This is a genomic window from Microbacterium azadirachtae (assembly GCF_000956505.1).
Taxonomy (GTDB): Bacteria; Actinomycetota; Actinomycetes; order Actinomycetales; family Microbacteriaceae; genus Microbacterium; species Microbacterium azadirachtae_A.
Window position 1 is genome coordinate 171313 of sequence record NZ_JYIX01000037.1, and the last position, 23924, is coordinate 195236.

The 23924-nt window shown below is 70.0% G+C and carries 24 protein-coding genes; 10 read left to right on the forward strand and 14 right to left on the reverse strand.

Features of this window, described 5'->3' with window-relative positions:
• Window positions 1–412: 412 nt before the first annotated feature.
• Entirely contained in the window at window positions 413–1207 is a 795-nt protein-coding gene (locus RS86_RS13630; RefSeq protein ID WP_045272784.1) for an MBL fold metallo-hydrolase, read from the forward strand.
• Between the two features lie 198 nt (window positions 1208–1405).
• On the opposite strand, the gene RS86_RS20825 is transcribed toward RS86_RS13630, so the two are convergent.
• The 4 genes from RS86_RS20825 to RS86_RS13650 are packed head-to-tail and all read right to left on the reverse strand — an operon-like array spanning window position 1406 to window position 4234.
• Window positions 1406–1570, reverse strand: coding sequence for a hypothetical protein (locus tag RS86_RS20825; RefSeq protein WP_045272785.1), 165 nt, complete (start codon window positions 1568–1570; stop codon window positions 1406–1408).
• A complete protein-coding gene (locus RS86_RS13640; RefSeq protein WP_082076782.1) occupies window positions 1567–2658 on the reverse strand; it encodes a fatty acid desaturase family protein in 1092 nt (363 codons plus the stop codon). Before RS86_RS13640 ends, RS86_RS20825 begins: the two co-directional genes overlap by 4 nt.
• Window positions 2659–2715: 57 nt before the next feature.
• On the reverse strand, window positions 2716–3495 hold the full coding sequence (locus tag RS86_RS13645) for a GAF and ANTAR domain-containing protein (RefSeq protein ID WP_082076783.1): 780 nt from the start codon (window positions 3493–3495) through the stop codon (window positions 2716–2718).
• Between the two features lie 37 nt (window positions 3496–3532).
• Complete coding sequence (locus tag RS86_RS13650) at window positions 3533–4234, reverse strand: GAF and ANTAR domain-containing protein (protein ID WP_052680273.1); 702 nt, start codon at window positions 4232–4234, stop codon at window positions 3533–3535.
• Between the two features lie 446 nt (window positions 4235–4680).
• On the opposite strand from RS86_RS13650, the gene RS86_RS13655 reads away from it, so the two are divergent.
• Complete coding sequence (locus RS86_RS13655) at window positions 4681–5031, forward strand: hypothetical protein (RefSeq protein ID WP_045272786.1); 351 nt, start codon at window positions 4681–4683, stop codon at window positions 5029–5031.
• A gap of 279 nt (window positions 5032–5310) precedes the next feature.
• On the opposite strand, the gene RS86_RS13660 is transcribed toward RS86_RS13655, so the two are convergent.
• From RS86_RS13660 to RS86_RS13670, 3 genes are all read right to left on the reverse strand, one after another.
• Entirely contained in the window at window positions 5311–6111 is an 801-nt protein-coding gene (locus RS86_RS13660) for a diacylglycerol/lipid kinase family protein (RefSeq protein WP_235281778.1), read from the reverse strand.
• A 24-nt stretch (window positions 6112–6135) separates the two neighbouring features.
• Complete coding sequence (locus RS86_RS13665) at window positions 6136–6654, reverse strand: hypothetical protein (RefSeq protein ID WP_045272787.1); 519 nt, start codon at window positions 6652–6654, stop codon at window positions 6136–6138.
• 859 nt (window positions 6655–7513) lie between these two features.
• Complete coding sequence (locus tag RS86_RS13670; protein WP_045272788.1) at window positions 7514–8137, reverse strand: TetR/AcrR family transcriptional regulator; 624 nt, start codon at window positions 8135–8137, stop codon at window positions 7514–7516.
• A gap of 218 nt (window positions 8138–8355) precedes the next feature.
• Here RS86_RS13670 and RS86_RS13675 point away from each other — a divergent pair, with 218 nt between their 5' ends.
• A complete protein-coding gene (locus RS86_RS13675; RefSeq protein WP_152642179.1) occupies window positions 8356–9246 on the forward strand; it encodes an AraC family transcriptional regulator in 891 nt (296 codons plus the stop codon).
• Between the two features lie 55 nt (window positions 9247–9301).
• Here RS86_RS13675 and RS86_RS13680 read toward each other — a convergent pair whose 3' ends face one another.
• Together RS86_RS13680 and RS86_RS13685 are read right to left on the reverse strand one after the other, a co-directional pair.
• Window positions 9302–9607, reverse strand: coding sequence for a hypothetical protein (locus tag RS86_RS13680; RefSeq protein ID WP_045272790.1), 306 nt, complete (start codon window positions 9605–9607; stop codon window positions 9302–9304).
• A 137-nt stretch (window positions 9608–9744) separates the two neighbouring features.
• The gene (locus tag RS86_RS13685) at window positions 9745–10446 is read right to left on the reverse strand and encodes a response regulator transcription factor (RefSeq protein ID WP_045272791.1); all 702 of its coding nucleotides are present in this window, start codon (window positions 10444–10446) and stop codon (window positions 9745–9747) included.
• 169 nt (window positions 10447–10615) lie between these two features.
• Here RS86_RS13685 and RS86_RS19930 point away from each other — a divergent pair, with 169 nt between their 5' ends.
• Window positions 10616–11143 carry a hypothetical protein gene (locus RS86_RS19930; RefSeq protein WP_052680274.1) on the forward strand — a complete coding sequence of 176 codons (528 nt, stop codon included), beginning with the start codon at window positions 10616–10618 and terminating at the stop codon, window positions 11141–11143.
• A 12-nt stretch (window positions 11144–11155) separates the two neighbouring features.
• Here the strand turns inward: RS86_RS19930 and RS86_RS13695 are convergent, their stop codons facing one another.
• Both RS86_RS13695 and RS86_RS13700 read right to left on the reverse strand, forming a co-directional pair.
• Window positions 11156–11911 (reverse strand): class I SAM-dependent methyltransferase, encoded by a 756-nt coding sequence (locus RS86_RS13695; protein WP_045272792.1) that lies wholly within the window; start codon window positions 11909–11911, stop codon window positions 11156–11158.
• Window positions 11912–12182: 271 nt separating this feature from the next.
• Window positions 12183–12815, reverse strand: a complete 633-nt coding sequence (locus tag RS86_RS13700) for a LysE family translocator (RefSeq protein WP_200892813.1) — start codon at window positions 12813–12815, stop codon at window positions 12183–12185.
• Between the two features lie 411 nt (window positions 12816–13226).
• Between RS86_RS13700 and RS86_RS13705 the strand changes: the two genes are divergently transcribed.
• From RS86_RS13705 to RS86_RS13715, 3 genes are all read left to right on the forward strand, one after another.
• Entirely contained in the window at window positions 13227–13433 is a 207-nt protein-coding gene (locus RS86_RS13705) for a three-helix bundle dimerization domain-containing protein (RefSeq protein ID WP_045272794.1), read from the forward strand.
• Window positions 13434–13577: 144 nt separating this feature from the next.
• On the forward strand, window positions 13578–14498 hold the full coding sequence (locus RS86_RS13710) for a S1C family serine protease (RefSeq protein WP_045272795.1): 921 nt from the start codon (window positions 13578–13580) through the stop codon (window positions 14496–14498).
• A 73-nt stretch (window positions 14499–14571) separates the two neighbouring features.
• Window positions 14572–15267 (forward strand): NADPH-dependent F420 reductase, encoded by a 696-nt coding sequence (locus RS86_RS13715; protein WP_235281779.1) that lies wholly within the window; start codon window positions 14572–14574, stop codon window positions 15265–15267.
• Between the two features lie 18 nt (window positions 15268–15285).
• Here RS86_RS13715 and RS86_RS13720 read toward each other — a convergent pair whose 3' ends face one another.
• Genes RS86_RS13720 through RS86_RS13730 form a run of 3 tightly spaced genes read right to left on the reverse strand, consistent with a single transcriptional unit; the run spans window position 15286 to window position 19225 of the window.
• Entirely contained in the window at window positions 15286–16182 is an 897-nt protein-coding gene (locus tag RS86_RS13720; RefSeq protein ID WP_045272796.1) for a universal stress protein, read from the reverse strand.
• Window positions 16179–17645, reverse strand: a complete 1467-nt coding sequence (locus RS86_RS13725) for an amino acid permease (RefSeq protein WP_045272797.1) — start codon at window positions 17643–17645, stop codon at window positions 16179–16181. Before RS86_RS13725 ends, RS86_RS13720 begins: the two co-directional genes overlap by 4 nt.
• A complete protein-coding gene (locus RS86_RS13730) occupies window positions 17642–19225 on the reverse strand; it encodes an aminotransferase class I/II-fold pyridoxal phosphate-dependent enzyme (RefSeq protein ID WP_235281780.1) in 1584 nt (527 codons plus the stop codon). Before RS86_RS13730 ends, RS86_RS13725 begins: the two co-directional genes overlap by 4 nt.
• A gap of 78 nt (window positions 19226–19303) precedes the next feature.
• Between RS86_RS13730 and RS86_RS13735 the strand changes: the two genes are divergently transcribed.
• From RS86_RS13735 to RS86_RS13745, 3 genes are all read left to right on the forward strand, one after another.
• On the forward strand, window positions 19304–20197 hold the full coding sequence (locus RS86_RS13735; RefSeq protein WP_052680275.1) for a LysR family transcriptional regulator: 894 nt from the start codon (window positions 19304–19306) through the stop codon (window positions 20195–20197).
• A 94-nt stretch (window positions 20198–20291) separates the two neighbouring features.
• The gene (locus RS86_RS13740; protein WP_045272798.1) at window positions 20292–22205 is read left to right on the forward strand and encodes a heavy metal translocating P-type ATPase; all 1914 of its coding nucleotides are present in this window, start codon (window positions 20292–20294) and stop codon (window positions 22203–22205) included.
• A 105-nt stretch (window positions 22206–22310) separates the two neighbouring features.
• On the forward strand, window positions 22311–23882 hold the full coding sequence (locus RS86_RS13745; protein ID WP_045272799.1) for an MFS transporter: 1572 nt from the start codon (window positions 22311–22313) through the stop codon (window positions 23880–23882).
• The last annotated feature ends 42 nt before the right edge of the window (window positions 23883–23924 follow it).

Here is a 23924-nt window from a genome sequence, read left to right on the forward strand (position 1 = left end):
AGCACCTGCCGCCCCCCTGCCGGAATCTTTCGCGCCGAAACCGCAGGCCAGACGTTTTTGAGCAAGGTGATGACTGCTTCAACGCGGACGCGGTTGCCGACAGGTTTCGTGAGCCAGCCGGCAGCCTCAGCAGTGCATCGCTCACCCGTTTTTCCCGGGGTTCTGCGTCTCATCAAGTGACAACTTTCGTGAGATCGGACAGACTGCTCGACGCGAGTCGACGGAGCCCGTGCTCGAGCCGGCGGCGCTCGTCGAGCCCGACGTGCTGTCCGCGGGGCGGTGCGCCGATATCGTTCGAGCGCGATTCAGGCGGCACAGCACCAGCGGCCGGGCCGTGCCTGCTCGTCAACGGGTGGTGCTTCCCTACGGCCGATGAAGCCGGCGTGTCGATGGGCGCCGGTAGCGTGGTTCGGTGCGTATCGGCGACATCGACATCGAGCCCCTCTTCGACGGCACCGGGCAGGAGGACGCGAGCGAGATCATCTCTCGGTTCGGCATTCCGGATGCCTGGCGCTGTCACCCGGAATCGTTCGGGTCCGACGGACATTGGGAGTTTCCCGTCGGAGGTTTCCTGGTCCGCACCGGTGATCGCGTCGTGCTCGTGGACGCCGGCGTGGGCCCCGTCGACGCGTACGGCTATCGTGGCGGCGATCTGCTCGTCCAGCTCCGCAGTCACGGGGTCGCGCCGGCCGACGTCACCGACGTCCTCTTCACCCACCTGCACTTCGATCACATCGGCTGGGCCACCGTCGAGGACCGGGTGACATTCGTGAACGCGACCTATCGCGCGCACGCCGCCGACTGGGAGCATTTCGTCGCAGGTGCGCACGCGGTCGGCGCAGCCGCACAGAAACTGACGCCGCTCGGGAAGCAGCTCGAGCTCTTCGACGGCGACCATGTCGTTGCTCCCGGCATCGATGCCCGCTGGGCCGCCGGGCACACGCCAGGCACCACGGTCTTCGTGCTCTCGTCCGGTTCCGAGCGGGCGGTGCTGCTCGGCGACGTGGTCCATTCGACGGTGCAGTTCGGCGAACCCGACTGGACCGTCGTCTGGGACGTCGACCCTCAGGCGGCCTCCGCGGTCCGCAATCGCTTCGCCGACGACGCCGCGGTCACCGGAGACCTGCTCGTCGCGGCGCACCTCCCCGAGATGCGCTTCGGACGCATCGTGGTGACAGACGGCGCGCGGCGGTTCGTCGTGATCTGACTGCATCGCGGACTGTCTTGCGTGCCAGGGCATCTCGTTGTCATGGCAGGCCACGGAGACGGATAGCGGATGCAGGAGAGGTCCGCGTCGGGTTCCGCCATGGAGATGGCTCCGACGACACGCCCGCACCTATGTCAAGGCCTCCGCGAACGACTTCTGATCCGCAGAATGACCGGTTCGACCAGATCCCGCGTCCCGTCACCGTCTCTGGCTGCGGTTGATCACTCGACGGGTGATGCCGATGGCCACGGTGCCGATGAAGAGGACGATGCCGACGATGGCAAGCCACAGGAGCCCCTTGAACGCGAACCCGACGATCGCGACGATCGCCCAGATCACGGCGAGGAGGATGATGACGGTCATATGCTCTGCCTCATTTCCAGGAGAGGGCAGGCGAACGGATCGTGCTCCCCGAGGCCCACCCGGTTGATGTAACGCAGGACGATCCCGTAGGAGGCCCAGAGTCCCGTCTGCACGTACGGGACGTCGTGGCCGCGGCAGTACGCGGCGATGATCGGCGCGGCATGCTTCAGATAGGGCCGGGCCATCGAGGGAAACAGGTGGTGCTCGATCTGATAGTTCAGCCCGCCCATCGCGACATCGACGAACCAGTTCCCGCGGATGTCCCGGCTCATCATCACCTGACGACGGAGGAAGTCGAGACGCATGTCATGCGGCACGAGCGGCATGCCCTTATGGTTCGGGGCGAAGGAGACGCCCATGTAGAACCCGAACACTCCGAGCTGCACGGCGAGGAACACGGCACCCTTGTCCGGAGAGAGCACGAGGAAGACGAGAGTGAGGTATCCCAGGATCCGGATCATCAGAAAGCCGATCTCGAACGAACGCCGCGCGAGCCGCTCCCGATGGAAGACGCGGTACACGCTCGAGGCGTGCAAGGACACTCCTTCGAGCAGCAGGACGGGGTAGAAGAAGACGCCCTGGTGGGAGATGACCCAGCGTGCGAACGGTGGGCGGTCCCTCGCGGCCTGTTCCGGGGTGAAGGCGATCACGGGAAGATCGATGTCAGGGTCGGATCCGATCATGTTCGGGTTGGCGTGGTGCCGGGTGTGCTTGTGCTGCCACCATCCGTAGCTCATTCCGACGAACAGGTCTCCGAGGATGAGGCTGACCCAGTCGTTCCAGCGACCGGAGCGGAAGATCTGGCGATGCGCGGCATCGTGCCCGAGGAAGGCGATCTGTGTGAAGAGGACGGCGAAGAGCACTCCGGTGAACATCTGCCACCAGGTGTCGCCGATCACGATGAACAGCACGACGGCCGCGGCGACCACCACGGGCACGCAGACCAGCTTCGTCCAGTAGTAGCCGTATCTGCGGCGCATCAGCCCCGCGGACTTCACCATCCGCGCCAGATCGGTGTAATCGCTGTTGCCGGCCTGGCGCACCGGGCCCAAGTTCGATGCTGGGCGACCGGCGTTCTGGACTGTCATGATCCCGCTCCTCTCGGCGTTCTCGCGCCGGGGTCTCGAGCGGATCTGCTTCCCAGGCTACTCCTGTTTGCGCGCGGCGGGTCGGCGAGAGCTCACACGCTCGTCCTCGTGCGATGTCGTCAGGGCCGAGATCGGGAGGGAACGGTTCGTGATCGCCTCCGCGAGGGCGTGGAGCGAAAGGTTCCGGTCGCGGGCGTAGCCTCGCAGCAGTGTGAAGGACTCGTCCATGGACGTGCCGTTGACCTGGGCGACCGCCCCCTTGGCCTGCTCGATGAGGACCCGGCTGTCGAGAGCCCTCTGCAGCTGTTCGGCTATCAGCTGCGCGTGCGCGGAGATGCGTTGCTGCAGGATGCTGATGGTGGCGACATCCGCGAGCGCTTGGGCTGCGCTCGCGTCACGGGCGCTCAACGCGCCGATCGATGTGCCGAAGAGGTTCATCGTCCCGATCGTGTCTCCGCGCAGCCGCAGGGGGATCGCATGCACGGAACGGAAGCCGCGCCGCAGCGCCTCCTCCTGGAACGCAGGCCATCGGGCGGCCGCGGCGACATCGGGCACGGAGACCTGCTCGCCCGTCGCGAAACAGTCCAGACACGGGCCGGCTCCGGCGGCGAGCTGCAGGACCTCGACGAGTTCGGCGCTCTCCGTGGTCGAGGCCACCACCTGGAGCTCCCCGTCGGCATCGAGGAGCATGAGGCCGCCCGCCTGCACGTTCACGATCTCCGTGCACTCGCTGATGAGCGTGTGGAGCAGCTCGACGACGTCGTAGTCATCGGTGAGCGAGTCGGCGACCATCACGAAGGCGGCGTTGAGACGGTCCTCTCTGGATGCGCTGGTCATGTGCCGCCCTTCTATGTCAGACATGCTACGCCGGGGATCAGCCGGGCAGATCGCGGAAGTCGAGCGTCCGGTCGACCACGTCGAGGGCGACGTCCTCGAGCGGACGCCCCGTAGAGAACGCGTACGCCCGCAGGAGCGCGAGAGCCTCGGCCGTGGTCACGTCCAATTGGACGAAGACCATGCCGGCCGCCTGATGCACCTCGCGGCGCAGGCTATGCCGCTTCGCCCCCGGGCCCCCTCCCTCGGAGGCGGCGCGCATCGCCTCCCGCACCGCCGGAACCGCGACCCTTCTCGCGAGGGAGAGCGCCCGAGCTGTCGCATCGCGATCGAGCGCCCCTGGTGCCCGTCGATATAGGTCGACGACGCCCAGCAGCACCGGGCCGGACAGAATCGGGAAGGCGAACAACGCGCCGACGCCGAGCGTCGGGAGGCCGGCACCGAAGACAGGCCAGTCCGGGTGGCTCTCCTTGGCGACATCAGCGCTGAAGGATGGCTTCGCCGTGCGCGCCACGACCCAGCGCGGACCCTCACCGAGGGCGAATTGCATGGCGTCGAGACGTTGCGCAAGGGCATCGCTCGTGCACACCGTCGTCGCGTCGCCGTCACGGCGAAGCACGGAGATCGATGCACCGGAGACCGGCAGCAGCTCAACGAAGGGTGCACAGAGGTCATCACCCCACTCCCACTCGGGGATACCCGCCGGGGGAGCGCCGCTCCCCGCATGGAACGCGTCCGTCATGAACCGCTCGCCATCGCTCTCGAGGGAGTCAGCACGCTGTGCGCGTGCCGATCGCACGCGCAGCGTCCATCACGCGTCCCCTCACCCTACTCGTCCCCACTCGCGTGGGCGCGAGGTCTTGACCGAGATCTCAGCGTGCGCGTACGCTGGGCGCGTTGCTCCAGTCCCCGGCAGCGTTCATTGACGCTGAACCAGGAGACCCGATGGACGTTCCGCAGCCCCTTCACTCGGGCGTGGTGCACGCCTCCACGATCCGCCCCGCAGACATAGAGCTCCCGCGGACTCAGCAGATCGACCTCACCCCCCTGCTCGCCCGGATACCGCGGACGCCATCGCGTGCGGATCCGATGCCCGCTCCGACATCGTGAGCCCGTGCGCAGCGCGGTCGGAGGCAGGCCGGGGCTCAACGGGGCACGGCCCCGTTGAGGGAGCGAGGAGGTACTCGCATGGGAACGATCTACTACGGCGGGTCGGCGTTCGCCGTTCACATCGAAGGCCGTACTCTCGCCCACGTGCACGTCGTGGTCACGACGAAGCTGCGCCGCGGCGAGAGCTTCACCCTGTCCTGGCCGCATCGCGACGATGAGCCGCCCGGGCGCAGCACGATCTGGCTCCACCCGGGTATCCCGCTGAGGTTCGAGTTCGAAGACTCCGATGGGACGGAGCTGAGCCGCCAGTATCTCGAGGACCTGGCGTACTCGGCGAATACGTCAGGAGGCATCCAACTCACCAAGGAGGACATGGGCCCCTGCCGGTGTTCTTTGGCTCTGGGCGCGAGCGAGGTCCTTGTCCGGTGAGCGTTCGCGGTCAGGCTGTGGCGGAGCGCAGCAGAAGCGCGTGCGGGCGGACGCTGACCCGGACCCGGATGACGTGGCCGAAGGAATCACCATCCAGTTCGAGGATGTGCGGGCAGTCGAATCGAGCCTCGAATCGACGCCCCTGGGCGTACGCCAGCGAGTGGAGCTCCGCCGTCTGGTCGACAAACGTCCGGCTGAACCTCGAGCGTCGCGCGATGCCCTGGAACGCGAGTCGAGTCCCGATACGCGCCCACCCGAAGCGCCCCTTCGGACGCATCATCACCACATCCAGTCGCCCGTCATCGATGATCGCGTCCGCAAGAGGAGCAAGTTGCCGGTGAGGGTTCCGCAGTTTCCCACGATGACCGTGTGCGCGCGGGTCGACCTCGGGGGTCCTTCGTCGACCCGGTAGTCGAGGTGGAAGAGCCTGTTTGCGATGACGGATCTCGCGATGGGGCGGACATAGGCGAACCAGCCGAGTCGCGCCTTCGTGACCGCGCTCGTGTTCTCGGCCATCTCCGCATCGAGTCCGATTCCCGCCATCACGACGAATGCCCGCGTGCGTCGATCACCCCACTCGTCCTGGACGTCGACGATGCCGACATCCACCTCGCGCCCCGCACCGGAGAACGCGACCGACACGCACGTCGGCAGGTCGTTGAGCGGCAGGCCCAGCTCCCGAGCGAGAAGGTTGCCTGTTCCCGAAGGCGCGAGCGCCATCGCGATTCCGGTTCCCTGCATCACCTCTGCGACAGCGCGGACCGTGCCGTCGCCACCCGCGGCGATGACCACGTCGGGATCGTCCGCGAGTGCGCGCTCCGCAGCAGATCGTCCCGCGTCTTCGCTGCTGGTCTTGTGCCAACAGCTCTCCCCCCAGCCGAGTCGGTTCTCGTGCTCGGCGACGACATCGCGGAGCTGGTCTATCGCGACTCTCACCGGGTTGAAGACCACCGCCGCGCGCTTTCGCCCCGATCCGAGAGTCGAGGAACGGCTGTCGAGGGACGCATCGTCCTGCGTGGGCCGGAGAGCCGCACCCCGCATTGCTGTGTCGCCGCGCGGACGCGCGCGGATGTCATCCATACGCCCTCTTCGTAGGTGTCGTCCCTACGCGCGGACGGCACCGCCTTCTTCGACCCAGTCCTCGATGCGCGACTCGTCGTCCAAGACGTCGACAGCCGGACGACGGGTGAAGGTCACCGACTCGGCCAGCGCCGCGACGTCGGCCGCGCGCGCCTGCTCCCGATCGGAGGCGTCCTGGAAACGACCGGCGGCGACTTCGCGCTCGGCCTGCAGGGAGGCACTGATCTCGGCCAGGAGCTCGGCGATGATGCTCCCGAGTCCATCGCGGAGCTCCTCCAGGTTGGTGTTCGTGATCTCCAGGCGACGGTCGGCGACGTGCAGCTCGACGGTCGAGTATCCCTTTGCGGACAGGCGGGCACGCATCTCGTTGCCCTGGATCGCGGCGACCTCGTCGCGATCCGTCTTGCGCGTGAACACCGCTTCCACGGTGTAGCGGTCCGGAGCGTCCTTCGTCATCAGCGTCGCGGGGAGCGACCCGATCAGAACCGATCTCAGACCCAGCAGTTCGGAGCTCAGCTCCGCGTTCTTCAGTTGTGCGTTCATAACCGGACGTTACGCCCCCAACATGTGCGGACTCACAGGCGCGGATCGCCCTGCGCGTCGGGCATACGTCGTGACCGGTTCCGAGAAACGCTGAGGCCGAGAGCCCGGATCGGATCGAGCTGCTGACCACGATGCCGTTCCGCTTCGATTTCGACACGGGCGTCCCCGCGAGTCTCGACCCTCGCTTTCTCGGGATCCTCGAGTCGATGATCGACGATCGACGAACCGGCAGAGTCGTCGTGCCCGATATCGCACCCTCGTGATCACATCGGAGCGGCAGACGCCGCGAGCAACCCGGTCGGCCGCAGCAGCGCCGCGAGGGCTGGAAAGCCCCTGGCGTGCACGGAGTCACGGGGCGAACCGCAGGGGAGAATCGGGCGCGGCCCCCCTCTCGCGTGAAGTGCGCGTAGACTCCGGACAGGAGCTCGACCATCTTGGGCCGGGGACGCAGGGCTGAGCTCCTGTTCGGCGGGGCGTTCATCGTGCGGGCGTGCAACGACGCATGGTGGTGCGGTGGACGTCCTTGAATGCGTGTGAGAGAGCGGCGTCGTTGCCTGGTCCGCGCTGAGTGCGAGAGACCACGCGAGTGTCTGGGAACCTCGGCAGCTTGAGTTGTCGCTCTGGAGCGTCCGAGCACGGGCCGAGTCGAATCCTGACACCTGTCATGAGACAAGTTGCGAACAAGGATCCACCGCCGAACCGCGGGACCATGTCGATCTCCTGTCTCACGTTCTGACAACTTTCGTGAGATCGAACAGGACTGTCGAGAGGTCGCGCTCACGCTCAAACGTGCTTCCCGAAACGCCTCGCCAGCCTTGCACTGCTCCGGCAACCTCGCGTGGTCCGTGGCTGACGCTGGTCAGTCGCCGTCCGCGTGCCGCGGCGGTTGCTGCGGGGTAGAGGCGCGCAGGGCCGGGACCAGGACGTCGAGGAGCGCGTCGATGGTTGCAGCCATGTCCACGTCCGGATCGATGAGCCACTGCAGCTGGAGTCCGTCTGTGACCGCGACCATGATGCGCGTGGTCATGTCGACCGACAGTGGCATCCCGGCAGGAACGTCCCCATGGCCGCCGGCGAACTCGTTCGTGAACTGCAGCTGCATCTCGTTTCGAGCGACGAAGAAGGAGTGCGCCGGGTGGTCGGGATCGGCGGCGTCGACGGCCAGGCGCGAGTAGAGAGCGATGAGGCCAGGAACATCGGCGTTGTGGCGCACGATCTGCAGATATGCCTCGCGTGAGGCCGAGGCCGATTCGGCGGACGGAGACATTTCGTCGCGCTCGTCGCGGCGTCGAAGGATCTCGGTGAAGAGCTCTTCCTTCGAGTCGAAGTAGTGCAGGAGGGCGGCTGGTCGGACGCCGACGCGCTCGGCGATATCCCTCAGTGAGACGTTCGAGTAGCCCTTGCTCCCGACGAGCTCGAGGGCTCGGTCGAGGATCTCATCCCGCCGTGCCACGCCCTTCGGATAGATGCCTCGGTGCGCCACGCTCCGAGCCTAGTCCGCAAGGTCGCCACGAGTTCGGATGGCGATTGAGATCAGATACTGAACGACGTACAATTTTTCCTCTGGGGATGAGCCCGTTGCGCCGATGCTGGGGAGGTGGGGAGTCCTGAGGCCGCTTGAGCGGCCCTCAGCGCCCCGTTCTGCCGCGTCAGTTTCGTCGCCGCGGAGTTGCGCCCGTGGGCTCGATGGAGAGGTCGGCGATGGGGATTGTCGTGACAGACAGTGCGGTGGGCGTCGGTGCGGTGACACGGCTCCTTCGAGGCGAGCGGGAGCACGCTGGCGTTGCGTTGCGTTATCGCAGTGTCCTCGTGAGCCAGCACTCGATCGACCGTGATGCCATGTGGCGCTGGTCGGAACAGCCCGACGACGGGTCGGAGACGGCCGCGATCCTCGTGGCGGCGGTCCCGCTGGAGGTCCGGGGGATCGAAGCAGTACCGCGGGAGGTCGCACCGGGGACTCTTGTGTTTCTGCATCCCCATCGTGCCGTCTCGGTGACCGCCGTGGAGGCCGGAACGGTGATGGGCGCATGGGTCCCCTGGGACACGCTGGACGAGATCGAATCGGGCGTCGACGCGCTGGCGGAGCGGATCCCGGTGAGCGCTCTGGGAAGCGGACTGCACGCGTTCTTGGCGTCGTTGCTTGGGCAGTCGTTCGCGCGAACCCCGCATACCGACGATCTCGTCGAGCGCCTGATTGCGGAGATGGTCTTCGGGGTGCTTCTCGAAGCCATTCCCCAGAGCGGAGTGAACCTAGCCAGAGCAACTCCGGACGTCGAGCGGGCGCGTTCCCTGATCCTGATGAGACGAGCCGATCCGGAGTTCGGAGTGGCGGCCCTCGCCCGAGAACTGTACATGTCGATCCGGCAACTCCAGAGACTGTTCGCCGCTGCAGAGAGCACCCCGGCCGATGATCTGCGTCGGTCGCGAGTCGAGCTGGCGCGAGACCTGATGAGCAGGTCTGGTCATGCGCGCCTCGGAGTCGGGGAGATCGCGACCCACGCGGGGTTTCGCGATGCTGCGGCTCTGCGTCGGGCGTTCGCCTGGGCCGGTCTGCCATCGCCCCTCAAGTTGCGCAACGCGCACCGTCACTGATGGCGGTGCGGCGCCATGGTCGATGCGTTCTGACCTTGCGCGCGATCTCCGCGCCTTACCCGAGGATGTGCTCGTCCGGGACGAGGATCCCGCCCGAGGTGTTCGCGGAGTTCGCGTAGGTCTGGATGCGGGCGGGGTCCAGGGACGGCGGCTCTGGCTCGTCGAACTCGAACCGCAGCTGGACGGACGGGTGCAGCCAGATCGTCGATCTGCCGCGAGGCTGCCCTTCGTCGTGGCGCCAGGACAGGGTGAAGCTCTCGTTGCGGCGCAGCTTCGTCGCGATCACGACCTTGAGATGGGCGAGAGCCACATCGTCGATGTCTATCCGGTGTTCGGAACTGCCATAGAAAAGGGCGCCCATGTCGGCTTCTCTCCTTCGGTGTGCTGTATCGCCACGAGAACCCGTGCCAAGAAAGCGCAATAGATCGGATGCGGGGAACGCGATCCGCGACGGGGATCGAGGATGCGGACCCGCGGTGGGGGATGGTGTCGTCGGGCTCAGCCCGCGGGGATCTCGGGGTCGCTCACGCGCAGCCGGTCGGGGCGGAATCCGTGCTCCACGCCCCACAAGACGGCCTCCGTGCGGGACGTCACGCCGATGCGGCGGTAGCCGGAGCGGATGTAGGTCTTGACGGAGTTGATGGAGAGGTGCGTGCGCTCGGCGACCTCCGCATTCGACAGGCCCTGCGTGATGAGTGCGAGCACTTCCGACTCGCGGACGGTGAGCCCCTCCTCCCGGCCCGGCCAGTCGCCCGCGGTGATCGGCGGCCGGCCCTGGGTGTCGACCCAGACCTGAGGTCCGCCCGCGCGGATCTGCTGCAGCGCCGTGACCAGTTGGCGGGCGGGGATGCCCTTGTACACGTAGCCGTCGGCGCCGTTCGCGATCGCGGCGCGGATCGAGCTCTCGTCGTGAGCCCACGAGTAGACCACCACGCGGTCGACCCGCGGATTCGCGACCAGGTCCCGCACGTCGGCGCGGTCCCCCAGGGTGGATCCGAAGGTGTCGCACAGGGCGATCTCGACCGACTCGCTGACCGGCTTGTTCAGGTCAAGCTCTACGACCTGCACGACGTCCTGGTACGAGCGCAGCATCGACGCGAGACCGCGCACGACGACCTCGTAGTCGTTCACCAGAGCGGTGCGCAGCAAGGCGGCGCCCGAGCCGCCCTTCCTCTCGCCCCGGTCGTCGGACTCACTCATGGGTTCAGCCCTTCTTCCCGCTGCAGTGATCCGCCCGGCCGGGCCGAACCGTCCGTCGATCCACTGTCGCTGGACCCCACGCTAACCGTCGCCGGGGTGACTGTCTTCACCCCTAGGGGTGAAAGGCCGAGCGGCCCGGAGCATCCCGCCGCTGCGAGAGGATGATCCGGTGAGTTACGACGCGGACGAGACCGTCTTCGAGCACGGGGGACGACGGATCCAGCTGGAGACGAACGCGCAGTTCGACGCGCTGGTCGCGGCCTTCGAAGAGACGGTCCCCGCGCTGTCCGACGCGCAGGCGCTGGCCGAACTGCGCGGCGGCGACTGGGCGGCGTTCGTGCGCGGGCTGCAATGGGAGGCGTCGAGCGGGTTCGTCCGGGTCTGGACCTCTCGCCCCGACGCGCTCATGGAGCATGCGGGCAGCGACGCCCGCAGCGTGGTGTGGCTGATCGCCCACCACGGAATCGCCGCGCGGCTGTTCCGCCACGATCCGGGCACGATGCTCTCCTCGCCGCTGCGCATCGAGATGCACACGTCGAAGGCGCCGGGGACGACGCTGAGCTTCGAGGTGCCGAGCGCCCTGCTCGGCGGCTTCGGCGTCAACAAGGTCGCGCAGGCCGGCGCCGAGCTCGACCGTGCTCTCGGCGACCTCATCGAGGACCTCGGCCTACCCCGGCCCGCCGCGCTGCGGCGCTGACGCGGTCCGCGGTCAGGTCCGCGGCTTCGAGGCCTCGATCAGGTGCCGCGCGGACGTGGCGATGAAGGGCTCACCGGCACGCATCGTCCGATCGAGCTCTCGCAGCTGCGGCTCGTAGGCGGCCGCCGTGAAGCCGGGGACCCACCAGACGCACTTCCGGAGGATCCAGACGACAGCGCCGACGTCGAAGAACTCCATCCGGCAGTGCGCGATGCGCAGGCCGTCGACGAGCAGGCCCGCGGCCTCTGCGGCGGCGGCCTCGGCGTGGGCGTCCCGTCCCGTCCGCTGCTCCGGGAGCGGCCCGAGGAAGTGCTCGATCAGCTCGAACGCCGAGGCCGCGCCCACATGCTGTGCGAAATAGCGTCCTCCCGGCGCGAGGACGCGGGCGATCTCCGTCCAGTCGGGGTGGACCGGGTGGCGAGAGGTGACGAGGTCGAAGGAGCTGCCGCGGAAGGGGAGGGGACCGTCCGAGGACTCGACGACATCGACTCCTCGCGGGCCGAGCAGCGTCCGAGCGTGCTCGGCGTTCGGCGCCCACCCCTCCGTGACGACCATGCGCGGCGGAAGCACCGACGCCTCGGCGAGGACCTCCCCACCGCCCGTGTCGATGTCGAGGGCCGAGTTCGCTCGGCTGAGCCGATCCGCGAGGAGGCCCGAGTATCCCCAGGGCGGGCGCTCCTCGGTGGCACGACCGTCGAGCCAGCCGAATCCCCAGCCGCTCACATCCGCGGACTCCGCCTCCGCCACCAGCTCCTCGAAAGACCTCACCCGACCACGCTATCCCGGTGCCCGCCCGGGGCTGTCGGCCGAGTCGCCGCCCGCGCGTCGGAAGATCGTCGCAACCCTGCTCGCGGTCTGGGTCGCCACCTGGTTCCCCGGCGGCATCCAGATCCACGGCGTCGCGTCCTGGATCCTCGCGCCAAGCGTCGCGGACGCTGAGGATGAGCGGATCAAGGTGGGCCTCATCGTCGACCGCCACCTCACGCAGCGGGCCGCGCGGAAACTCGTTCAGAACGCCCGGTAGGACGCGGCCTCTCCGTCAGGCCTTGTTGTCCGCGAGCAGGAGCACCCCGCCGAGGCCGATCATCATGCCGCCGCCGGTGCCGCGGACCGCGGCGAGCCGGCGCGGGGACTTCGCGAACCAGTCCCGTGCGGATCCGGCGATGAGCGCCCAGGTCCCGTCGCACGCGAACGCGATGACGGTGAAGACCAGGCCGAGGATCATCATCTGCAGCGGAACGGCGCCGGCGTGGAAATCCACGAACTGGGGGAGCGCCGCGACGAAGAAGACGATGGTCTTGGGGTTGGTGGCGCCGACGATGAATCCCTGCCGCAGCACCACGAACGGCGACACCCGTCGCGGGCTCGTCTCGGAGTCGTCTCCGATGCCGTCGCGACGGTGGCGGATGGCCTGGATGCCGAGATAGGCGAGGTAGAGCGCGCCGAGCACCTTCACGACCGTGAAGAGCGCCACCGACTGCGCGACGATGGCACCCACGCCGAACGCCACCGCCCCGATCGGGACGAGGCTGCCGAGCTCGTTGCCCAGCACGCTCCAGAGACCGGCGCTGCGACCCCACGCGAGCGAGCGTCCGATGACGAACAGCACGCTCGGCCCAGGGACGGCGATCAGGACGAGGGATGTGAGGGCGAAGGCGATGAGGGCTTCCATGGACGGCACGAGAAGAACCTATGCCCGGATCCGCTCGTGCGCCAGATCCGGTCAGGAGCGCCGGACCTCGTCGCCCCCCCGGCTGTCGCCGCTCCGCCGCCTCCACTTCCGGGTCGTCCCCATGAGCGGACGCTATGGGCTCCGCTCATGGGGACGACCCGGAATGTGGAAGGGGGTGCCGGGGCCAGCGCGGGAGAGGGGGCTCGGACCTGCGCGTCGGCGGTGAGGTGGGCGCCTGCACGATCACGGTACGGATGCACGACGGATTCGGCGGATCGATCGTGCAGGTGTTCACGGATCGTGCAACTGCCCCATCCGAGCCTTCGATATCCGGGGGAGTCAGCCACCAACTCAGTGTGGATCCCGGGGGTGTTCTTGACAGGGGTGCAGGCGGAAGCCGACGATGGCGCCATGACCCGAGAACCGTCCGACGAGGACAAGGCGATCGCCGACGTCATCGAACGTCTCCAGGCGAGGTTCCCCCAGACCGCGGAGATCGAGATCGACGGCGCCGTCCGAGACGCGCAGCGATCGTTCGAGCGGGCCAGGGTGCGCGACTTCGTGCCGGTCCTCGTCGAGCGCGAAGCCCGCGCGCGGATCGAGCGCCCGGTCCACTGAGGCGGCGGGATCCCGGGCTTTTCACCGCCGCGCTGCGCCGGCACCTGGATCTCGACCCCGCACCCGAGGTCTGAGCGGTCGGCGTCGCGTCAGCCCTGGGCGAACTCCGCCCGCGGGCCGTGGAGCCGGGCGGAGACTCTGGTCATGGACGACAGCGAAGCGCTCGACGCCTACTCGGCGACGGTCGTGCGCGTCGCGGAGACGGTGCTGCCCTCGGTCGCCGCCGTGAGCGTCCGCACCGACGGCGGAGCCGGCGCCGGGAGCGCCTCGGTGTTCCGCGAGGGCCTTCTGCTCACGAGCGCGCACGTCGTGGCCGGCGCGCGCGAGGTCGGCCTCGCCTTCACCGACGGCTCCTCCTCCCAGGCGCAGGTCGTCGGGTCCGATGTGCTGTCGGATCTGGCCGTGCTGCGGGCCCAGGGGCGGATCCCCGATCCGGTTCCGCTCGGCGACGCGGCGCACCTCAGAGTCGGGCAGTTGGTCGTCGCGCTCGGGAATCCGCTGGGACTCGCGGGCAGCGTGACCGCGGGGATCGTCTCGGCGCTCGGCCGTTCGCTGCCGACCGCGTCGGGGCGCGTGATCGACGAGGTGATCCAGACCGACGCCGCGCTGAACCCCGGCAACAGCGGGGGAGCGCTCGCCGACAGCGCGGGCCGGCTGGTCGGGGTGAACACCGCGGTCGCGGGCATCGGGCTCGGGCTCGCCGTGCCGATCAACGCGACGACCCTGTCGATCATCGACACGCTCGCCGCGTTCGGGCGCATGCGGCGGGCCTGGCTGGGGGTGGCCGGTGCCAAGGTCGCACTGACCCCCGAGGCTGCAGCCAAGGTCGGATCCCCGACCGGCATGCAGGTGATCTCGACCGTCCCGGGGAGCCCCGCTGCCATCGCCGGCGCCAGGGCCGGCGACATCGTCCTCTCGATCGACGGCATCGCGGTCTACGACCCGACCGGGTTGCAGCGGGTCATGGTCGAAGGGGCGATCGGGCGGCGGATGGAGATGGTCGTGCTGCGCAGCGGCGCCCTGATCGACCTGGTGCTGGAGCCCGAGGAGCTCCGGCTCGGCTGACGCGCGTCCTGCACGCGTCCCGACAGGCTCGGGGCCCGAAAGGGAACGCGTGCACCCTGGATACGATGGCGACGTGGCGGAGGCATCCCGGATCGAGACGCTCGGCATCATCGGCGCCGGGCGGGTCGGCAGCGTGCTCGCCCGGCTCGCGGTGTCGGCCGGATACCGGGTGCTGCTCGCGGCATCGTCGGATCCGGCCCGGATCGCGCGTGCGGCGCGGGCGCTCGGGGCGACCGCGGTCGGCGTGGCGGAACTCGCGCGCGAGGCCGACGCCGTGCTCCTCGCCCTGCCGCTCAGCAGGCACGCGACCCTGCCGGCCGAGCTGCTGCGGGGGAAGCTCGTGATCGACGCCATGAACTACTGGTGGGGCGACGGACTCCGCGGAGACCTCGACGATCCGCGCACGTCGACGAGCGAGACCGTGCAGCGGCACCTCGCCGGATCCCGGGTCGTGAAGGCCTTCAACCACATGGGCTACCAGGACCTCGAGGACGAGACCCGGCCCGCCGGCACTTCCGACCGCAAGGCGATCGCGATCGCCGGGGACGATCCGGACGACGTGGCGCGGGTGGCCCGGGTGGTCGACGACCTCGGGTTCGATCCGGTGGTCGCCGGCGGCCTCGCGAGCGGCATCATGCTGGAACCCGGCGCGGAGGCCTTCGGCGCCGACGTCGACGCCGCGGAGCTGCGGGCGATGCTGCAGCGGTTCCCGACATCGCAGCGCGGCATCGTCGTGGCGAGGGCCCGCGCGGCGGAACCGAACTCCTGAGCAACCGCGGTCGAGCGCTCAGCCCCAGGCGGCCGCCCGTGGCACCACGAGCACGGGCACGCCCGCGTTCCGGACGATCTTCGTGCCGTGCGAACCGAGGAACACGCGCGCGAGCGGGTTGAGCGAGCTGGATCCGACCACCAGCAGATCGCCTTCGCTCCAGCCGACGTCGTCGATCGCCGCCGCCCACGAAGCGCCGACGCCGACCGCGAGCCCGTCGACGGCGGGAGCCGGGTCGGCGATCTCGCCGAGCACCGTCGTGACGTGGTCGCGGATCTGCCCCTCCCACTCGACCAGGACCGGATCCTCCGCGCGGCCGCCCGCGCCGGCGAGGATTCCGAGCTCGGCGTCCGGGCGGACGGCGAACGACGCGATCCGCAGGCGCACCCCGCCGAGGGCGGCGACGGCGGCCGCACCGGGGATGAGGTCCTGCGCGGCGCCGGATCCCCCGTACGCCACCGTCAAGCGGTCGAACCGCGCATCCACGCGCGCCCGGTAGCCGACCGGAGCGATCGCCACGGGAGCGGGGGAGGCGTGCAGCAGCGCCTCCGACACGGCCCCGAGAGCGATCCTTCCGGGCTCGCCGCGGACCGCGGATCCGAGCACGAGGGCGTCGGGGTGCTCCTGCTCCGCGAGCTCGAGAAGTCCGCGCCGGGCCGAGGCCGCCTCGTGCACGAGGTAGCGCGCCTTCACGGCGCCTCCGAGCACGCTCGCGGCGTGATCGAGCACCTGGTCCGCCGCCTCGCGGTTGTGAGCCTGCCACTCCTGATCCACGCTCGCGCGCGAGGGCGGCCAGGCGGAGGAGACGACGGCGGCGACCACGAGGTCGGTGTCGAGCGAGTTCGCGAGCTGGGCGGCGAGGGCGAGCACCGAGGACGATCGGCGCGCGGTGTCCAGTCCGACGAGGAGCGTCATCGCTCGCTCCGCTCCAGCGGACCAGGCTGGCGCACGACCGAGGTGAACGGCACATCGGCGCCGGGCGGCTGGTTGCCGGGCTGCAGCACGGAGCGCCGGCGTCCGTAGAAGAAGTAGAACGCGAGGAACAGGGCGACCCAGATCGCGAACACGAAGATCGTGACGGGCCGCAGCTGGGTAATGATCCAGAGGCATCCGGCGATCGAGAGGAGCGGCGTGATCGGGTACAGCGGCACCTTGAAGCCGCGCTCCAGATCCGGCTCGCGGCGACGCAGGATGATGAGGCCGACCGACACGACGAGGAACGCGGCGAGCGTGCCGATGCTCGTCATCTCGGCGAGGAAGCTGATCGGGATGACGCCCGCGAGCACCGCGACGACGGCGGACACGATGATCGTGTTCTGGACGGGGGTGCGCGTGCGCTCGTTGACCTTCCCGAAGATCGGCGGGACCATGCCGTCGCGCGACATCGCGAACAGGATCCGGGTCTGGCCGTACAGGGTGACGAGGGTGACGCTGAAGATCGAGATCACGGCTCCCGCCGCCAGCACCGTGCCCGGCCACGGGCTGCCCACCACATGGGCGAGGATCTCGGAGAGCCCCGCCTCCTGCCCGTCGAACTTGCCGGCGGCCTGCGCGCCGACCGAGACCAGGGCGACGCCGACGTAGAGCACGATCACGACCGCGAGCGCCAGCAGGATGGCCAGCGGCAGGTTGCGCTTGGGGTTCTTCGCCTCCTCGCCCGCGGTCGAGACCGCGTCGAGTCCGACGAAGGAGAAGAAGATCACTCCGGCGCCCGCCGCGATGCCACCGATCCCGTAGGGAGCGAAGTTCGCGAAGTGGTCGGAGTTCCATCCGGTCATCCCCACGGCGATGAAGAACAGCAGCACGGCGATCTTGATGCACACCATGACGGCGTTGGTGACGACGGACTCCTTGGTGCCGCGTACGAGCAGGACGGCGCAGAGCGCGACCAGGATCACCGCGGGCAGGTTGACGATGCCGCCCTCCTCCGGAGCGTTGCTCAGCGCGGCGGGCAGGTGCAGGCCGAACAGGTTGCCGATGAGCTCGTTGACATACTGCGACCAGCCCACGGCGACCGCGCCGGCGGAAACCGCGTACTCGAGCAGCAGGCAGGCGCCGACGACCATGGCGATGCCCTCGCCGAGGGTCGCGTACGCATAGGAGTAGGTGGATCCCGAGACGGGGACCGCCCCCGCGAGCTCCGCGTAGCAGAGGGCGGTGAGGCCGGCCACGATGCCGGCGATCACGAACGACCACACCACGGCGGGACCGGCCAGCGGCACCGCCTGGGACATGATGAAGAAGATCCCCGTGCCGATCGTGCAGCTGATCCCGATCGCCATGAGCGGGAGGAGACCGATCGTGCGTCTGAGCGGGGAATCGCCTGCCTCCCGGGCGATGGGCTTGCGCCGGAGGAGCTGCTGGGCGATCGATGTCATGCGGTTACCTGTTCTTTCACGGGCGACGGCGTCGCTGCACGTCGCAGGCCGGTTCGGGAACGCGCGTCGGCGGATCCGATGCGCGTGGTCTTCGGTCGGATCAGGGTGCGCCGCTCCGACTCCTCGACGACGACGCGCACGCCGTCGACGAGCGCGTCCGCCGCGCCGCGCACGTAGCCGCCGGGGGTCGCGGCGATCCCGCGCAGGAACGAGATCGTCTCGGCGGTGAGGATCTCACCGGGCAGCACGTTGGGGATCCCGGGCGGGTAGGCGGCGAGCGAGTCGGCGGAGACGCGGCCGACCGCGTCCTCGGCCGAGACGATCTCGGTGTGCGCGAACGCCGCATCGCGCGGGCGCATCACGGCGGGGCCGGTCTTCGGCAGCGTGATCGAGCCCGCATCGCCGCGCGCGGCGAGATCGCCGACCGGCTGCAGGGCCTCGAGCGCCGCGACGAACCGGGCCGGATCCGGGGTGGTGCCGGGGCCGACGAATGCGACGATGCAGGATCCCGTCGAGATCTCGGTCATGATCCCGGCCGAGCGCAGCAGCTCCTCGCGCACGGTGTGGCCGTGCAGCCCCGCCGCTCCGACGTCGATCGACACCCGCAGCGGGTCGTGCCCCACGATGTCGGGGAAGGCGTCGAACCCGTCGCTCACGATCGGGAAGCGTCCGGTCGCGCGCACGGCGTCGCGCAGCGCGGCGGCCGCGGCGAGCGAGGCGGCGAGGCGGTCGTGGCCGTCCTCGAGCGTCGCCCTGGCGAGATCGAGCGAGGCGAGCAGCAGCGAGCTCGCACTCGTGGACTGGGTGAACAGGAAGGCGCGGTCGAGGAGCGGCTCGAGCTCCTCCGCATACGGCCCCTCGGCGAGGTGCAGCATGGCCGACTGGGTGAGGCTGCCGCCCATCTTGTGCGTCGAGGAGACGACGAGGTCGGCGCCGAGGGCGATCGGGTTGGCGGGCAGCTCGGGGTGGAAGCCGAAGTGCGCGGCCCATGCGGCATCGACGACCAGCGGAACGCCGGCCTCGTGGCAGACCGCGGCGATGCCCTCGACATCGGCGACCGCGCCGAAGTAGCTCGGGCTGATGATGTAGGCCGCCTTCGCGTCCGCGCCCTCGAGCGCGTCGCGCATCGCGGCGGGCGTCACGCCGTGATTGATGCCGTGGTGCTCGTCGATCGTCGGCGTCACGAAGCGGGGGTCGAGTCCGCCGAGGATGATGCCGTCGAAGAAGCTCGAGTGGGCGCTCCGCTGCGCGACCACGATCTCGTCCGGGGTGCGGAACGCCGCCAGCGCCAGCGCCGTCATCCGGTTCGCCTCGGACGCGCCGTTCGTGAGGAACCAGGTGCGCCGCGCCCCCCACGCCCGGGCGGCCGCTTCGCGCGCCTCCTCGAGCGGGTTGTCGGACCCCTTGTCGATGCCGTCCAGCAGCGGCTCCACGTCGTAGCGCAGCACGTCGTCGCCGAAGAAGTCCGCGAGGAGCGGGGCGGCCGCAGGATCGGCGCTGTGCCCAGGGACGTTGAGGCGCTGCAGGTCGCGTGCGGCGAATCGGCGGATGGCGTCGGCGTAGGGCGTGGTTGTCGTCACGGATCGATTCTGGCGGGGAGGGATACGATGAGGAATGAAGATAATTCTTCATTGGTCAATACCTATTATGGAGCGACGATGCTCGATCTGCGGCAGCTCAGGGCCCTGCGCACGGTGTCCGACGAGGGCTCGGTCCTGCGCGCGGCGACGGCGCTGCAGTGGAGCCAGCCCACGGTGACCCATCACCTCCGAGGCCTCGAGCGCGAGCTCGGCGCGGCGGTCGTCACGAGCGGATCCGGAGGCACCCGCCTCACGGCTGTCGGCGAGGCGATGCTCCCGCACGCCATCGCGATCCTGGACCGCTCGGAGCGGGCCGTCGACGAGGTCCGTGACCTGCTCGCCTCCGAGCGGCGGCGGATCGCGATCGGCGTGTTCCCCTCCGCCGGGGCGCGGCTGTTGCCGCAGGTCGTGCGCGCGCTGCAGGGGGCCGGCTTCGAGCCGCTCGTCTCCGAGGCGGAGCTCGACCCGCTGATGGCGGCGGTCGTGGGCCTCCGCCTCGACGCCGCGATCGTCTACGACGCCCCGGGGCGGCCGACGATCCTGCCGCCGGGATTCCGGATGATCCCCGTCCGGCAGGAGCACCTCGCGGTGATCGTGCCGCCGGCGCATCCTCTCGCCGGGCGCACCGGCGTGCCGCTCGCGGACCTCAGCGACGAGGGCTGGATCGCCGGTGCGACCGAGGCCGATCCGGTCGATGCGGCCCTCGCCCGCGCCGCGGAGGAAGCGGGCTTCACTCCGCGGATCGCGATGCGCAGCGACGACTACGCCGTGGTCGCGGCGTACGTCGCCGCCGAGTTCGGCGTCGCCCTGGTGCCAGAGCTGGCGCTGCCGGCCCATCTGGACGCCGTGGCCACCGTCGAGATCGCCGACGCCGTGTTCGAGCGGCGGATCTTCCTGGTCACGGCGCCGACGGTGGGCACGGCAGCGCGGCGGGCGCTCGAGGGGGCACTGCGCGCGCCCGCCGGCGGGTAATCCCCGGTCGACGTCGCTTGCAACCTCCCCGGAGCCGGAGCAGGGTGGAGCCAGGGGGAGATCCCCGCGCGGCCGGAAAGGGAGACATCGAGACATGGCAGTGCTGAAGGCGTTGCGACGACAGCCCGTGATCCCCCTCGCGCTCCTGACGCTCGTCGCGGTCCTCGCACTGAGCGCGGCAGGTCAGGGCCTGATCGCCCGATGGATCGCGACGATCGTCGTCGGCGGCTTCGTGCTGGGCACGCTCATCCAGATGATCCGGGAGATGCTCCGCGGCCGGTTCGGGCTGGACGTGCTCGCGATCGTCGCCATGGTCGCGACCCTCGCGGTCGGCGAGTATGTCGCGTCCCTCATCATCGTGCTGATGCTGGCCGGGGGCGAGGCCCTCGAGGACTTCGCCGCGCGCCGTGCCAAGCGGGAGCTGACCGCGCTGCTCGAGCGCTCGCCGCAGACCGCGCACGTCGTCACGACCGAGGGAGAGGGCGACGGCGAACTCGTCCGGGACGTACCCGTCGACGAGGTCGTGATCGGCGACCTGCTGCTGATCCGCCCCTCCGAGATCGTGCCCGTGGACTGCGAGCTCCTGACCGAGGAGGTCTCCTTCGACGAGTCCTCGCTCACGGGCGAGAGTCTGCCCGTGACGCGCACCGCGGGGGAGACCGTGCTCTCCGGCGCCGTCAACGGCACCCATATCGCGCGGGCGAGGGCCGTGCGGCGCAGCGCCGACAGCCAGTACCAGCAGATCCTCGCCCTCGTGCGGCAGGCGCAGGACTCGCGAGCGCCCGTCGTGCGGTTGGCCGACCGGTTCGCGATCCCGTTCACCGCGGTCTCGCTCCTGCTCGGCGGCATCGCCTGGGCGCTCTCCGGCGAGGCGGTGAGGTTCGCCGAGGTGCTGGTGCTGGCGACGCCGTGCCCGCTGCTGATCGCCGCGCCCGTCGCGTTCCTCGGCGGCCTGTCGCGATCGGCGAAGGACGGGATCGTGCTCAAGGGCGGGGCGGTCATCGAGACGCTCTCGCGGGTGCGCTCCGCCGCGTTCGACAAGACGGGCACGCTCACCCGCGGCAGGCCCGCCCTCGTGGACGTCCGGCCCGCGGCCGGGTTCACGGCGGCGGAGGTGCTGGGACTCGCCGCATCGGCGGAGCAGTACTCCTCGCACGCGCTCGCGGCGGGGATCCGTGCGGCGGCACGCGACCGCGGCCTCGCTCCCGAGACGGCCGAGGACGCGAGCGAGGTCGCGACGAACGGCGTGATGGCGCGCATCGGCGGCCGGACGGTGGTCGTGGGCAAGCCCGCGTACATCGCCTCCCTCGTGCCGGAGTTCGCCCGCACCGACCTCGTGGCGGGGCAGGCGGCGGCCTACGTCGCGATCGACGGGCGCCACGCCGGCGCCCTGGTGCTGGCCGATGCTCCGCGCCCTGAGTCGCCTGGCGTCGTCGCCTGGCTCCGCGATCACGGCGTGGGGCAGATCGTGATGCTGACCGGCGACACCGCCGCGACGGCGGATCCGATCGCCGAGCAGGTGGGCATCGCCGAGGTGCACGCCGAACTCCTGCCGGACGACAAGGTGCGGCTCGCCCGCGACCTGCGTCCGCGCCCGCTCATGATGGTCGGCGACGGCGTGAACGACGCCCCGGTGCTCGCCGCATCCGACGTGGGGATCGCGATGGGCGCGAAGGGCGCGACCGCCGCCGGCGAGGCCGCCGACGCCGTGATCCTCGTGGACTCGCTGGCGAAGGTCGCGCACGCGGTGGAGATCGGCCGGCACACCGTGCGGGTGGCGCTCACCGCGATCTGGATCGGCATCGGGCTGAGCGTCGCGCTCATGATCGTGGCGATGACCGGGGTGATCCCCGCCGTCGTGGGCGCTCTCGCGCAGGAGCTCGTGGATCTCGCCACGATCCTGTACGCGCTGCGGGCGCTGCGCGGCCCGCTGACCCCGGAGCGCGACTTCGCGGCGCAGGCCCCGGAGAAGGCGGCGGCGGAAGGGCGTCCCGCGATACGCGGCTGAGCGCTCAGCGAGACCTGCCCCGCCTTTCGCTCATCGCCGAACGGGGTGGTGTCGAGAACCGCGCATCGGCTCCGACCACAGGGCATGACTCGCACAGACGGAGAAGTGACGGAAGGCGCACGGCCGGCGGCAGGGGCGCGCACGCGCGCGGGCTCGCCCGCCGGACCCAGGGAGTGGCTGGGGCTCGCGGTGCTCGCGGCCGCGGCCCTCATGACCGCGATCGACACGTCCGTGGTGCTGCTGGCGCTGCCCAGCATCGCGCGGGAACTGCACGCGGATGCGGTGCAGCAGCTCTGGATCGTGGACGGGTACGGCTTCGTCTTCGCGGGGCTGCTCATCGCGTTCGGCGGCTTGGCCGACCATCTGGGCCGGCGGCGCATGGCGATGCTCGGTGCGACGGTCTTCGGCCTCGCGTCCTTGGCGGCGGCGTTCGCCCTCTCGCCCGAGATGCTGATCGCCGCGAGGGCCGTCATGGGGGTCGGTGCCGCGGCGCTCGCTCCGTCGCTCTACGGACTGCTGACCGGGCTCTTCCCCGACTCGGGGCAGCGGGCGATCGCGATCGGCGTGTTCATGACCTGCCTCATGGGCGGGATGATCATCGGACCGGTGGTCGGCGGGATCGCGCTGAGCCTGTGGTGGTGGGGCGCGGTGTTCCTCATCGCCGTGCCGGTCATGGCGCTCGTGCTGGTGGTCTTCCCCCTGCTCGTCGCGGACGTCTCGACGGCGCACCCGCACCGCACCGGGGGCGGTGTCGATGCGGTCAGCGTGCCGCTGTCCCTGCTGGCCGTGCTGCCGATCGTCTTCGGCATCAAGGAGGCGGCCCGCTCCGGCGATGCCTTCCTCGCGGTCGCGAGCCTGATCATCGGGGTGGTCTTCCTCGTCGTGTTCCTGCGGCGTCAGCGCGCCCTCTCCCGTGGCGCGGGGCATGCGCCTCTGCTCGACCTCGCGATGTTCCGCCACCGCGGGGTGTGCGTGGTGCTCCTCACGATGCTGCTCATGACGATGCTCACCGGTCCGCTGATGATGCTCGACACGCAATACTTCCAGGCGGTCGCCGGGGCGGATCCGCTCGCGGCCGGCCTCCTCACCGTGCCGCCGGCCCTGACCGGCGCCGCGGGCTTCCTCACGATGCCGCTGCTCGCGAAGCGGATCCGGCCTGGCCTGCTCATCGCCGCCGGCCTCGCGCTCTCCGCCGCCGGGCTCGTGCTCATGGCGCAGATCACGCCGGGAACGGGTCCCTGGCCTCTCGTCGTCGGCTTCAGCGTGGTGAGCTTCGGCACATCGGCCCTTCCGACGCTCGGCACGAACGTGATCCTCGGCAGTGTGCCCGTCGAGCAGGCGTCGTCCGCCGCGTCCACGCAGGAGGCGAGCGGCCAGTTCGGCTACGCGCTCGGCATCGCCGTGGTCGGCAGCCTGACGACCGCCGTGTATCGCCTCCTCGTGGCGGGCGCGCCGGGGCTGGACGCCGCCGACCGCCACGCCGTGTCGGCCGGGATCGACGCGGCCCTCGGCGTCGCGGATCCTGTGGCGCGCGCCGTCGCGGGCGTGGCCTTCACCTCGTCGCTGCAGGTCGCAGCCCTCGTCGCCGCCATCGCCATGCTCGCGCTCGCCGGGGTCACCGCCGTGCGACTCCGGCACATCCCGGCGTTCGGCGCGCAGAATGATGTCGAGAACTGAGCATCGGCTCCGACCACATATCGAGGCGGACATCGGGTCCCC